The organism is Algibacter pectinivorans, assembly GCF_900112595.1.
GTDB lineage: Bacteria > Bacteroidota > Bacteroidia > Flavobacteriales > Flavobacteriaceae > Algibacter_B > Algibacter_B pectinivorans.
On record NZ_FOMI01000003.1, the window covers coordinates 445180 to 458465 of the forward strand.

The following is a 13286-nucleotide window of genomic DNA, read 5'->3' on the forward strand; positions in this document are numbered from 1 at the left end:
GTAATACGGATGAAATAGCGAAAATAAACTAAGAATAGAATAATTATTACATTAAACGAATAGATAGAATTTTATGTTTTTTAACTCAATTGACTTTGCGATTTTCCTACCTATAGTGTTTATACTTTATTGGTTTGTAACAAACAAAAACTTGAAGCTACAGAATTTTTTAATAGTTGTAGCAAGTTATATCTTTTATGGCTGGTGGGATTGGAGATTTTTATCGCTAATTCTTTTTAGTACCATTGTTGATTATTCAATTGGACGAATGCTGCTAACCGAAGAGAAGCAAACTAAACGGAAGGTTTTACTTTGGACAAGTATTTTGGTAAATCTTGGATTTCTTGGTTTTTTTAAATATTACAATTTCTTTCTTGATAATTTTATAACTGCTTTTTCATTTTTTGGTTCAGAAATTAAAGCTAACTCATTGAATATTATACTACCAGTAGGAATTAGTTTCTATACTTTCCAAACTTTGAGTTATACTATTGATGTTTATAAAAAAAATCTTGAACCCACAAAAGACTTTATCGCATTTTCTGCATTTGTGAGTTTCTTTCCGCAATTAGTTGCAGGACCTATTGAAAGAGCAAAACATTTACTTCCTCAATTCTACAAGTTTAGAAAATTTGATTACGCATTAGCCGTTGATGGGATGCGTCAAATACTTTGGGGTTTATTCAAGAAGGTTGTAATTGCTGATAACTGTGCGGAATATGCAAACCAAATATTTAATAATTCTGCAGATATGAATGGAAGTACTTTGGTGCTAGGTGCTTTGTTTTTCACATTCCAAATTTATGGTGACTTCTCTGGTTATTCGGATATCGCGATTGGCACGTCACGTTTATTTGGTTTTGACCTTATGAAAAATTTTAATTTCCCTTATTTTTCAAGAGATATTGCAGAGTTTTGGAGGCGTTGGCATATTTCTTTATCAACCTGGTTTAGGGATTATCTTTATATTCCTTTAGGTGGAAGTAGAGGTGGTACATGGATGAAAGTCCGAAATACTTTTATTATATTCATAGTTAGTGGGTTTTGGCACGGTGCAAATTGGACTTTTATTGTTTGGGGTGCATTAAATGCCATTTATTTTCTACCACTTATGCTTACTAAAAATAATCGTAATAATATGGATATTGTAGCTAAAGGAAAAAACTTCCCGAATATTAGAGAGTTTTCTGCTATATTGCTAACTTTTAGTTTAACTGTTTTCGCATGGATATTTTTTAGAGCAAATAACATTAACCATGCATTAAGTTATATTTCTGAAATATTTTCATCATCACTTTTTACCTTACCAAAATTTGATGGAATTGGAAGTGCTTTAATAATAATTTTTATTGTAGGAATTTTTGTTTTAGTTGAGTGGAAAGGGAGAGCGGGCGAATTTGCAATTGCTCAATTAGGATTAAATTGGAAACGACCAATAAGATACTTAATGTATTATATAATTATTATCGCCATATTTTGGTTTGGAGGTAAAGAACAACAATTTATTTATTTTCAATTTTAATATGAAACAGTTTTTTATTAAAATTTGTTATTTTATAGCTTTTCCGATAATAATATTGTTATTATTATTTTGTATGCATTTAAAATTCCCATTGATGTCTGACTATGACTTTGACGGAGGATTAAAACTAAAACATCAATTATTAGAAAAAAATAAGGATAAAAAAAAAATAGTATTTATTGGTGGAAGTAATCTGGCATTAGGCCTTGATTCCAATAAAATTCAATCTTCGTTCCCGGACTATCAAATAATTAATTATGGCCATCGATTTCATTATGGATTAGACTTCTATATAAGTGAAATTAAAAATTATTTAAATAAAAATGATATTATAGTTATCGTTCCCGAATACCAATTAATTTTAGATGATTACTTTGGCAATCAGCCATTGGCAAAATTACGTATAGAAAACTTAAATTATTCGGATTTTAAAATTGATATTTCTCCTAGAGATTTTCTTTCTTATGTTAATGAAAGGTTTAGATTTCTAATTAAATTGAAAGAGGGTACATTTCCAAATCAAAAAAGCCACAATAGGGCTAGTGCTTTTAATAAATTTGGCGATTGTAACGCTCATTGGTATTGGGAAAATAAAAAGCATCAGGACTATATCGACCCAGATATAATAAATGTTGTATCCACGAACTATCTTAAAAGTTTTACTGACACTTTCACTAAAAGAGGAAACCTTATTTTATTAATCCCTCCTATGTATGAAAAAAACAGCTATAATCTAAGTGAAAATTTAGTTGAAGTAAACGTTGAATATTATAAAAAAGCAAGCTTAAATTATGCGTACCCGACCGATAAAATGATTTTGGATTCCAAATATTTTTACGATTCGCCGTACCATCTGTTATACGAAGGAATTGACATTAAAACGAATATAATTATTTCTGTGTTAATGAAAAACATAAAAGAACGAACAAACAACAGGCATTAAACGATGGTTGAATTAGTTGAAAGTGTAATTTATGGTATAGTTTCAGTTTAATATTAGTTTGTAAATCTCTTTTAGGACTAATTTTGCTTTTATGCATTTCTATTTATTTTCTATACCTAACTTTGGATAACATTCTATTTAAATTAGAAAAAATGTGCTTTTTCTGTTTGTTTCAATTTATAACCTGTTAATTACCACTAATTATGGTGTAATGATGATGATTTATAATAACAACTAAATATTAAAATATTTAATTGTTACAGCTTTCTATTATTCTAGTTTTATAATTCTTGCAGGGTTGCCAACTACTGTACTATTGGCTGGAATATTTTTTGTTACCACACTACCTGCGCCAATTTTAACATTATCGCCTATGGTAATACCTCCTATAACTATTGCTCCTGTATAAATAGAAACATTATTGCCTATTATGGGGCGTTTACCATTAACTTCGCCAATGGTTACTAAGTGGTTAACATAAAAGTTTTCGCCTATAGATTCTGCATTTAATATGGTACTATAAGGGTGCCCTGTTAAAATACCTCCGCCTAGTTTAGTAGACATATCTATTCTAAAATATTTTTCCTTAGGCATATAAATATTAAGCAAGCTTGTAATTAGACTTCTATTTCTAAAATAAAAAATGGTTCTAAAGTCTGGAGAAAGGGATAAAAACCTAATGAGTAGCTTGGTATGAGATCCAGAAATTTGTTTTTCTTTTGCCCATCTTTCAATATCCATATCTATTGTAGCCTTTACCGAACTACGTTTATAAATTATAAGATGCGGTATTAAAAGTAAAGTATAAATAAAACCATGTATAAACTTCATATTAATTTATTTTATCATTTAAATACGTATTAGCTACATGCTCTAAATTAAACTTGTCTAACAAATTATTTTTGTGGTTTTGTAATGTATTGCGATATGTTTGGGTATGCAATACATCATGCAATGCGTTGGCAAATAAGGTTTCTTCTTGAATAAATGTATTATCTTTTGGTATGCCTAAACGCCCTTTAAACAAATTAGGTGTAATTATCCCACTTTCTACTATTAAGTTTTTATTGGTTTTATTGTGCGCTTTTAAACTCATGAGTTCTAATATACCCTCGGTACAATTTGAAGTAACAATAGGTGTACCTAAACAAATGGCTTCTACAATAACATTTGGTGTGCCCTCATAGTGTGACGAAAGTACTAGAGCATCTGCTTTTGCAAGGTATTTATATGGGTTAGATTTTCTACCTAAAAAAACAACGTTTTTATCAATTTTAAATGTTTCGATTAAAGACTTAACATGATTGGTAACAGATGCATCACCATCTCCAATAATTAGTAATTGGGTTTCTGGACTTTCTTTTAGCAGTAACGAAAACGCTTTTATTAAGTGCCAAGGTGATTTTTGAGTAGATAGCCTACCTAAAAACAGCAGTGTTTTTGTTTTAAAAAGCGTGTCTTGTTCTTTTGCGTTTAAAGGTTCTAAAGCTTTTTTATTAATTTCCTCTATATCATGTGGGTTATAAATGACTTTTAAGTTTTCTTCAAATTTATAATCACATTGTTTTATTAAATCTTCCTTTATAGCTTTACTTATACATACTAACTTATCTAGCTTTTTATAGGTGTATTTAAAACCAAACCTAGTAAGTTTACTTAGTTTAGAATTATTACTTAGCTCTACACTTTTTAACGCGTGTATGCTTCCTATTTTATATTCATTTGTAAATGTAAGTGAGCTGTATAGGTTTGGTGGATCTCCAAATGCTATAGAGTGTGTTATTTTGTGTTTTTTAATTAAAGCCCGAAGCTTTAATGGGGCCTTTAAATTAAATAATAACCTATTAGCTTTTGTCATGTCTTGATAGTCTAATTTTGATAAGAATAACTCATCTTCATCAAAATTTATAATATCAGATTCCAATTTTATGAACTTTACAGCTTTAATAAAATACCCCTGTTTTTTGTAGAAATTATAAAAGGAATACGCTAATCGTTCCATGCCTCCAACACCGCCATAGGGTAAAATTAGTAAAATACGTTTCATAATTATTTTTTAATTAAACTCTGGAATAAATTGTCCCATTGGGCTACTATTTGTTCGGGGAAATAACGCTTTACATCTATTTTAGCCTTTTGCCCCATGTTTTTTCTAAGTTCCTCATTATTTATAAGCTTGATAACACCTAGAGCTAAACCCTTAACATCGCCATTTGGAACTATAATACCATTTTTTTTATCTGTTATAATATCTGATGGGCCATAAGGGCAATTAAATGCTACACAAGGTACACCGTAGGCCATAGCTTCTGTTAGGACCATGCCAAAGCCTTCATAGCGTGAGGATAAAACATATACAGACGCTTCTTTATATTTTTCTTTTATGTTTTTTACTGGAGGGTAAAAATTCACAATATCTTTAATATTAAGTGTTTTAGCTAATCCGTCTAGATTTTCTTTTTTACTAATGGTACCATAAATATGCAATGTCCAGTCTGGAAATTTTTTATTTACCATTTGCCAACTTTTTAATAAACGGTCATATCCTTTTTGGTAGCTCTGTTTACCAACGGCCAAAACTATTTTATTACTAAGAGTACTACTTTCTTCGGGATAAAAGGAAAGCGGGTTTGGGATTACCATAATGTTTTTTAAACGCCATTCATTTAAATTACCATTAGTTAAAACCACAAATTTATTGTAGAATTTAGCTCCAAAATTCATGAGTTTAAAAGTAATTCCTATTTTAAATTTTGATAAAATAGATTTGTTTTCGCTTGAGTTTCCAGCCTGACGCGATACATGCCTCTCATAAACCATAGGTGCTGGTTTACCTAATAATATGGGTAAAAACAATCCTTTAAGTCCATCATCACAAACGGCTATAACATCTGGGTTTATAGATGCAATTGTTTTTCGAAGACTATTAACATACTTAAACACTTTTAGAATAGGATTACCAACTGCTATAACATTATGGTAAACTATTTTATTACTGAATTCATAAAACAGATCTGTACGATCTTGGTTCAACGTTATAATATGTACATCATAATCATACTTATCTGCCAACATACTAGCTTTTATAGAAAGGACTCTTTCCAAACCGCCAGGGCCGTCTATTCTATTTACAATGTAAACAAGCTTCATTTAATAGTATTGTTTTATGATAAGAATTTTTTTACTCGATCTTTTAAAGCATTAGCTAAATCATGATGCTTTTCAAGGTTCTTTATTTTTGTGTTTTTATCAATTTTACCTTCCAAATTAAAATTATTTGTAAAACTCCCGGTTTTACTATCGATATCAATTCTATTAAATAGCTCTAGAATACCATCAAAACGGCAAGAATCAACAAAACTTTCAAATCCATTAACAAAAATTACCGGGGTTCCTAACGCTAAGCAGGGTAGTGCACAGTGAATTCTAGAGGTAATTACTAATTTAGCTTTTGCATATTTTTTTAATAAATCTTCTGCCATTTCAAACTTTTGTTCTGTGGTATAGGTATTTGAAGGCGGCTCCTGATTAACAAAATGTGCGGTTTCTAAAAGTTCTGGACTAATAAAGTTTTTTAAATGTTTGTTTTTTTTATTTAATTTAAAAGCTGTACCATTTAAAACATTACGCACCGTAGCTTTTGCGTTATAAAATATTTTTTCTGGCCTTGGGTAGCTGTATAAAGGATCGACTATGTATATGTCGTCTCCACGTTGGGAGTCTGGTACTTTATACGAATCCAATGTAAGGGTTAAACAGCCTGTAAAATAAGCATCGATACCTTTTTCTATAAGCGTGTTTGCCGTAAATTGATCTCTACAACCAATAGGTTCATGCTTTTTTAAATAGGCAATACCTTTTTCGCTTAACATAAAAGGAGCAGCGGTATTATTCATGTGAAAGGATACAAATAAAGGGTCGATATCTTCTGAAGGTACCCAATTATGAATGTTATGTGTAAACCATCCATTCATAATTAATTTAGTTTTTTCACCTTTATATTCTCCCAGCTTTTCTCGGTTTAAAAACGTATCTACCTTAGGTAAAAATTGTTTAGCCGCTAAGCTTTGTATATTATCGCCTACATTAAAAAAGCGTTTGTTTTCGTCGTATTTTAGTAATCCGTATTTCATAATAAAAGGGCTATCTTAATTTTTTATATATGTTGTATAAACCTGAAAATTTATTTCTTATTAAAAACTTTATTTTACTTTTTTTACTTTTAGGTGTGTCAATTTTTTTCTGCAATAAGTTATGGATTTCGCCATTCCTAATTCTATCTAGTTCTATTTTCTCTATAGAGGCGTCCTTAAATGTGTATATAGATTTTGTGTTTTTTGCCTTTTCCATGAGTTCCCACCAGAAATATTGCATGCCTTTACTGGCACTTCCATAGTTTAGGTTTGCAAACATTTTTGTGTAAACATGCTCATCCACATTAAAACCATAATTGTTTGGGTTTTTACCGTTAAGAATGAGACCCAAAATGGTACGGTAGCATTTTTCGCATTTGCTACAATTAAAAGAGCTACGTAGCTCCGAATAACAAACACGCAATTTAAAGTTGATGTTTTTTTCTTCTGAAAACTGCGTAATTAAATCGACTTTGTCTTGACGTTGGAGCTCGTAACCATCATGAAAAACTTTTATACCTGCCCAAGAAATACTTTGATCGATTTGTGGTGTTGAACCCCAAGCGATAGCAATTTGCTCGGTATAGGAGGATGCAATGTAAATTTTATTATAACCATTTAAATAGGATATAGGAGCAAGAGAACCAATTAAAGACAGGCCATGTTGCACCTTACCCCACCAACCAACTTCTTTTAGTAAAAGCTCTACTTGATAGGTATAAAACGTACGTACATTGGTTTCTATATATCGCTTTTTATTTTGTTTTAGTAGTGGTTCTTCTTCTATAAAATTTGTAAAGCTTAACCATTGTTCTTGATCTTCAATTTCAATATCTGCACCTAAAATAGTTACTAAATCTGGGGTTTCAGAAAAGGTTCTAATGTAGGTTGCGTAGGCATCAACACCGCCACTAAAAAGCATGGCAGAGTTTGTTTGGCTAATTGTGTTTTTTACAAGTTTTAAGGCTTTAATTTCGCCCTTTAGTTCATAGTCCGGAAATTGCTTTTCAAATTCAATTTTAACTTGTTTTAAGGCATTAAAAAAATCTTCGTCTAGTTCCGGAACTTCTATATTGAAACCTGCAAACCATGCAATAGGTAATACATTAGAAATAAAAGGAATAGCCAGAATACTTTGAGGTACACTTGATAATTCTTGCTTATATTTAGAATAAAACGGTATGTTTTTATTAAAATATTTTTTTGAATTTGTATTTGTACTATAATCATATACAATCTTATGATTATGGTCTGCTAATTGTATGTTATTAAGTTTTACCATGTTATTATTTTAAGAACTTTAGTACGGGACTTAATGTGGTTTTAAATAGTTGTTTCTCGAAAGGTATTAAGCCCATGTTATACATGAGCAATGAAAATACTACAGCATATATTACCGCTTTTATAATAAAATTCCACCAACCAAAACCAGGAATAAAATTTATAGCATAACCTATAGCAAAAGCTATAATAACTACAACAAAAGTTTTGTTTAAAAGGCTTTTAAAGAATCTAGGAATATTTAAACCAATAGTTTTATGATAATAAAAATTCATGACATTTTGAACAATTAACCATGCTATTACCGTACCCACCATCATACCAATGGCTTGATACTTTTTGGCAAGAATAGCACCTAATACGGTTCCTATTAGCATAAAGGATAAATATAATATGGCTTTAAACCTTAATTTGCTTTTTGCTTCTAAAATAGAATTACCAAAACCTTGAACTAGGGGCAGGGTATAAGCAACCATTATCATTAATGCAATGATCCATGATTGGAAACTCCCGTCTTCTCCTAATTCGCTACCCACCCAAAGAAATACAAATTGTTTTCCAAAAAGCGTGAACGCTGTAAGAATAAACATGAGTACTATAAAGGATAATCGACCAATTTTTATCATCATATCTGTAAGTTCTTCACCCGAAGCATCATCTACAGACATTTTTGTTGCTCTTGGTAAAAACACACTTGAAATTGCTGTTGAAAAGGCACCGTAGTAAGTTCCTAAAACAATACCAATTCCATAAATAGTTAGTATTTCTGGCGGACTTATGCGGCCTAATACCCAATGTCCAGCTTTCCATTGAAATAACGACACTAATGCAAAAACAAAGATCCAGGTAGAATAACTAAAAATATGTTTTATGAATTTTATAGAAAACTCGTGTAGCTTAATTTTTACCTTTAGTTTTTTAAATACATAATAACTAGTAATACCTATAATTAGAATATTAAATACAGAATCTATAATAACTAAAGAAATGGATTTTCCTCCTAATATTAATACCGCAACTACAGTAATAGAACGTAAAATATATCTTGCAATATTAAGCGTTTTTGGAAATACAAAATTTTCGTGTCCATAACATATACCAGTTAAAGCAGCTCCCGGTAAACCTATAGCTAAATTAAAAATAAAAATTTTATAAATGGTTTTAGCAATTTCAATTTCGGACGCATTCATTTTGGTAAAATACGTATCGATATAATTATAAAAAATAATGCCAATACTAACAATAACCGTAGATATAATTAGGTATAGAAGCATGGTGGTAGCTAAAAAGTTTTCTTGACCCTTACTATCATTTTCTGCTCTGTATTTAGCCACAAAACGAACTATGGTGTTGTTAAGACCAAAATCCAATAAAGAAATGGTACCAACTAACGCCCCAATGGTTAGGTAAATTCCATATTCGGATTTTCCTAAATGGTTTAATATAAAGGGCGTCATTAGTAACCCAATTACATTGGTTAAAACTATAGTAGCATAGTTTAAAAAGGCTCCTTTTTTTAATTGGCTCAAAATAATTGTTTTTAGGATAGATTTATAATCTACCGGTTACGCCCTCTTTTAAAACACCTTTTACATCATAAAGCACACCATTTGTATTTAATAGGGCCTTAAAATTAATGTCTAGAAACTCTTTATGTGCTACAGTTAATACAATAGCATCATATTTTTCTTGGGGTAAATCTCTTGTTGTTTTTAAATTATATTCATGTTTTACCTCTTCAGGATTTGCCCAAGGATCATATATTGTAATAGCAGTGCCGAAACTAGCTAATTGGCTAATAACATCTACGGCTTTTGTATTTCTTACATCCGGACAGTTTTCTTTAAAAGTTATACCTAATGCTAATACCTTAGCTCCCTTTATTCTAATATCATTCTTAACCATTAATTTAATGATTTCGGAAGCTACATATTGCCCCATACCATCATTTACACGTCGGCCGGCTAAAATAATTTCTGGATGATACCCAACTTCTTGCGCTTTTTGTGCTAAATAATAAGGGTCTACACCAATGCAATGTCCGCCAACAAGACCTGGCTTAAACGGAAGAAAATTCCATTTTGTACCAGCTGCTTCTAAAACAGCGTGCGTATCAATATCCATTAAATTAAATATTTTTGCTAACTCGTTTACAAATGCAATGTTAATATCGCGTTGCGAGTTTTCTATAACTTTAGCGGCTTCGGCTACCTTTATAGTAGGAGCAAGGTGAGTTCCTGCAGTAATGATGCTTGAATATAGAGCATCTACTTTTTTACCAATTTCTGGTGTTGAACCAGCAGTTACTTTTAAAATTTTATCTACGGTATGTAATTTATCTCCTGGGTTAATACGCTCCGGGGAATAGCCAGCGAAGAAATCTTGGTTAAATTTTAAACCACTTACTTTTTCTAGAACAGGAATACATTCATCTTCGGTAGCTCCTGGATAAACGGTAGACTCATAAATTACAATATCTCCCTTTTTTAATACTTTACCAACTGTTTCGCTAGACTTGTATAAAGGCGTTAAATCTGGTCTGTTATTTTTATCGATAGGTGTAGGTACTGTTACTACGTAGTAATTACAATCTTCAATATCTTTAATATTATGAGAACAATAAAGTCCTACATTATCATTTGATGTATCCTTTAAAACAGCTTTTAAAATATCGTCTTCAACCTCTAAAGTAACATCTTTACCTTGAGTAAGTTCTGAAACTCGTCTTTGGTTTATATCGAATCCAACCACGGCGTATTTGGTTGCAAATAATCTAGCTAGTGGTAAGCCTACATAGCCCAGTCCTATAATCGCGATTTTTTCTTTATTCATAATTTATTATTGTCCAATTGAAGAATATTCGAAACCTATTTTTATCATTTCAGTTTTGTCTAGAAGGTTTCTTCCATCAAAAATAAAAGCAGGTTTTTTCATGTTTACATATATTTTGTTCCAATCATACGATTTAAATTCGTCCCATTCTGTTAAAATGGCAACCGCATGTGTATCTTTTAGTGCCTCGTAAGGATTGCTAAATACAGTAACTTGTTGCTCGTTTTCACTTACAGACCTGGTATTTAAATAATTTAAATCTGATTGCATTTTTTTAGCAGGTACTTTTGGGTCGTAAACGGAGATGCTAGCTTGTTCGTTTAGCAAATAATCTGCCACATAAATAGCAGCAGATTCCCTAGTATCATTGGTGTCTTTTTTAAACGCCCATCCCAGAAACCCAATTTTTTTTCCGGAAACGGTATTATAAAGTGTATTTACAATATGGTCTGCAAATCGCCTTTTTTGATGATCGTTAAATAGCGTAACTTGCTCCCAATAATCGGCAACTTCATGCAAATTATAGCTGCGTGCTATATATACTAAATTTAAAATATCCTTTTGAAAACAAGACCCGCCAAATCCTACCGAGGCTTTTAAAAACTTAGGTCCAATTCTAGAATCCATGCCAATAGCTTTTGCTACTTCGTTTACATTGGCTTCGGTTTTTTCGCAAAGCTCTGAAATGGCATTAATAGACGATATACGCTGCGCTAAAAACGCATTAGCCGTTAGTTTTGAAAGCTCTGAAGACCATACGTTAGTTCTTAATATTTTATCTTGTGGTACCCAACTTGCATAAATATTAGCTAAAACCTCAATAGCATCTTCAAATTCGCCCCCAATAAGTACACGATCTGGATTAATTAAATCTTGAATAGCAGTGCCTTCCGCTAGAAACTCAGGATTTGAAAGTATACTAAATTTAACATCGCTTCCTGTATTATCTAGAATACTTTTAATCGCTTGAGCTGTCCTTACTGGAAGAGTCGATTTTTCTACCACAATTTTATTTGTGGTGGCTACTTTTGCAATATTTCTTGCACATAGCTCAACATATTTTAAATCTGCTGCCATCCCTTTACCTTTTCCATAGGTTTTAGTGGGCGTGTTAACAGATATAAAGATCATCTCAGATTCATCAATTGTTTTATCAATCTCTGTAGAAAAAAATAAATTTTTTCCTCTGGTTTCTTTAACAATTTGAGCTAAACCAGGCTCGTAAATAGGAAGATTGTTTACATCGGCATTATTCCATGCATCAATTCTGTCTTGATTTACATCAACAACAGTAACTGTTATGTTTGGGTTTTTTTTAGCTATTACAGCCATGGTTGGTCCACCAACATATCCTGCACCAATACAACAAATTTTTGTAACTTTCATTTGCGTAACTATAAATTTTTCCAATACCATTTAACAGCTTCTTTAATGCCGCTATTAATATTAAATTTAGGATTATAATTTAAAAGTTTTTTAGCTTTTTCTATTGATGCTAAAGAATGGGGGATATCTCCAACACGGTTTTCACGATGTTTTATATCGATGTCCTGAATAGTTGAATCAAACTCAGAAAGGTTGCTTTTTAATACGTTAGCCAACTGTAAAAGCGTTGTTCTGTCGCCATAGGCCACATTATAAACGGTATTTAACGCTTCTTGGTTAGTAGTTGTTAATGCTAAAATATTCATTTGAACCACGTTGTCAATATACGTGAAGTCTCTTGAGTAGCTACCATCTCCATTAATAATAGGAGATTCTTTATTTATAAACTGTTTTACGAATAATGGGATTACGGCTGCATAAGCTCCATCTGGATCTTGACGCTTACCAAACACGTTAAAATAGCGTAAACCAATAGTATCTAAGCCATACGTTTTCTGAAAAATATCGGCATATAACTCATTAACATATTTAGTAATAGCGTATGGAGATAAAGGTTTTCCTATAACATCTTCAACTTTAGGTAGCGCCTCATGGTCCCCATAAGTTGATGAACTTGCAGCATATACAAAGCGTTTAACTTGAGCATCTTTGGCTGCAACTAACATATTTAAAAAACCAGATACATTAACATCATTAGTAGTAATAGGGTCGTTAATAGAACGTGGTACAGATCCTAAAGCTGCTTCATGTAAAATATAATCAACATCTTTACATGCTTTTTTACAATCTTCAAGATTTCTTATGTCGCCTTCAATAAGTTTAAAATCTGAATTACCAAGAAAGGGTTCAATGTTTTTTCTTTTTCCTGTTGAGAAATTATCTAAGCAGACAGTTTTAATGCTATTGGCTAGTAGTACTTCGCATAAATTAGAGCCAATAAAACCTGCTCCTCCTGTGACTAAAACTGTTTTATTTTGTAAATTATGAAACATTCAATTTGGGTTTATTTTATTTTACAGGACAAATATGTAAAAAAATAAATTAACAAGCGTTTTTATTATTCTAAGTAGAGGTTTTTTACGACAAAAAACTTAAAACAAATAGAATGTAGGAATTTATCGGTAAAAATGCACTTTATAACCCCGATTAAAAATAGTTGTTTTTATTAAAATTACAGTACAGCTTTTAA

11 protein-coding genes are annotated in these 13286 nt (G+C 31.2%); 2 read left to right on the forward strand and 9 right to left on the reverse strand.

Features of this window, described 5'->3' with window-relative positions; all coding sequences use genetic code 11:
* The first annotated feature begins 73 nt into the window (after positions 1–73).
* On the forward strand, positions 74–1522 hold the full coding sequence (locus BMY96_RS06930) for an MBOAT family O-acyltransferase (protein ID WP_092850796.1): 1449 nt from the start codon (positions 74–76) through the stop codon (positions 1520–1522).
* A 94-nt stretch (positions 1523–1616) separates the two neighbouring features.
* Positions 1617–2465 (forward strand): hypothetical protein, encoded by an 849-nt coding sequence (locus BMY96_RS06935; protein ID WP_092850797.1) that lies wholly within the window; start codon positions 1617–1619, stop codon positions 2463–2465.
* A 270-nt stretch (positions 2466–2735) separates the two neighbouring features.
* On the opposite strand, the gene BMY96_RS16170 is transcribed toward BMY96_RS06935, so the two are convergent.
* Genes BMY96_RS16170 through BMY96_RS06980 form a run of 9 tightly spaced genes read right to left on the reverse strand, consistent with a single transcriptional unit; the run spans position 2736 to position 13089 of the window.
* Positions 2736–3296 (reverse strand): serine acetyltransferase, encoded by a 561-nt coding sequence (locus BMY96_RS16170; protein WP_139205228.1) that lies wholly within the window; start codon positions 3294–3296, stop codon positions 2736–2738.
* A 1-nt stretch (position 3297) separates the two neighbouring features.
* Positions 3298–4512, reverse strand: a complete 1215-nt coding sequence (locus BMY96_RS06945; RefSeq protein WP_092850799.1) for a glycosyltransferase — start codon at positions 4510–4512, stop codon at positions 3298–3300.
* A gap of 2 nt (positions 4513–4514) precedes the next feature.
* A complete protein-coding gene (locus BMY96_RS06950) occupies positions 4515–5615 on the reverse strand; it encodes a glycosyltransferase family 4 protein (RefSeq protein WP_092850800.1) in 1101 nt (366 codons plus the stop codon).
* 14 nt (positions 5616–5629) lie between these two features.
* Positions 5630–6598: a polysaccharide pyruvyl transferase family protein gene (locus tag BMY96_RS06955; RefSeq protein WP_092850801.1), complete on the reverse strand. Its 969-nt coding sequence runs from the start codon at positions 6596–6598 to the stop codon at positions 5630–5632.
* 10 nt (positions 6599–6608) lie between these two features.
* Entirely contained in the window at positions 6609–7880 is a 1272-nt protein-coding gene (locus BMY96_RS06960) for a hypothetical protein (RefSeq protein ID WP_092850802.1), read from the reverse strand.
* Positions 7881–7884: 4 nt separating this feature from the next.
* On the reverse strand, positions 7885–9408 hold the full coding sequence (locus tag BMY96_RS06965) for a lipopolysaccharide biosynthesis protein (RefSeq protein WP_139205229.1): 1524 nt from the start codon (positions 9406–9408) through the stop codon (positions 7885–7887).
* Between the two features lie 22 nt (positions 9409–9430).
* Complete coding sequence (locus BMY96_RS06970) at positions 9431–10711, reverse strand: nucleotide sugar dehydrogenase (RefSeq protein ID WP_092850804.1); 1281 nt, start codon at positions 10709–10711, stop codon at positions 9431–9433.
* Positions 10712–10717: 6 nt separating this feature from the next.
* Positions 10718–12097 carry a nucleotide sugar dehydrogenase gene (locus BMY96_RS06975; RefSeq protein WP_092850930.1) on the reverse strand — a complete coding sequence of 460 codons (1380 nt, stop codon included), beginning with the start codon at positions 12095–12097 and terminating at the stop codon, positions 10718–10720.
* Between the two features lie 8 nt (positions 12098–12105).
* Positions 12106–13089, reverse strand: a complete 984-nt coding sequence (locus BMY96_RS06980) for an SDR family oxidoreductase (protein WP_092850806.1) — start codon at positions 13087–13089, stop codon at positions 12106–12108.
* Between the last annotated feature and the right edge of the window lie 197 nt (positions 13090–13286).

Excerpts from the sequence above, each read along its gene's own strand:
- BMY96_RS06930 (WP_092850796.1), top strand. The coding sequence starts at position 74 with ATGTTTTTTAACTCAATTGACTTTGCGATTTTCCTACCTATAGTGTTT.
- BMY96_RS06935 (WP_092850797.1), top strand. The coding sequence starts at position 1,617 with ATGTCTGACTATGACTTTGACGGAGGATTAAAACTAAAACATCAATTA.
- BMY96_RS16170 (WP_139205228.1), bottom strand. The coding sequence starts at position 3,296 with ATGAAGTTTATACATGGTTTTATTTATACTTTACTTTTAATACCGCAT.
- BMY96_RS06945 (WP_092850799.1), bottom strand. The coding sequence starts at position 4,512 with ATGAAACGTATTTTACTAATTTTACCCTATGGCGGTGTTGGAGGCATG.
- BMY96_RS06950 (WP_092850800.1), bottom strand. The coding sequence starts at position 5,615 with ATGAAGCTTGTTTACATTGTAAATAGAATAGACGGCCCTGGCGGTTTG.
- BMY96_RS06955 (WP_092850801.1), bottom strand. The coding sequence starts at position 6,598 with ATGAAATACGGATTACTAAAATACGACGAAAACAAACGCTTTTTTAAT.
- BMY96_RS06960 (WP_092850802.1), bottom strand. The coding sequence starts at position 7,880 with ATGGTAAAACTTAATAACATACAATTAGCAGACCATAATCATAAGATT.
- BMY96_RS06970 (WP_092850804.1), bottom strand. The coding sequence starts at position 10,711 with ATGAATAAAGAAAAAATCGCGATTATAGGACTGGGCTATGTAGGCTTA.
- BMY96_RS06975 (WP_092850930.1), bottom strand. The coding sequence starts at position 12,097 with ATGAAAGTTACAAAAATTTGTTGTATTGGTGCAGGATATGTTGGTGGA.
- BMY96_RS06980 (WP_092850806.1), bottom strand. The coding sequence starts at position 13,089 with ATGTTTCATAATTTACAAAATAAAACAGTTTTAGTCACAGGAGGAGCA.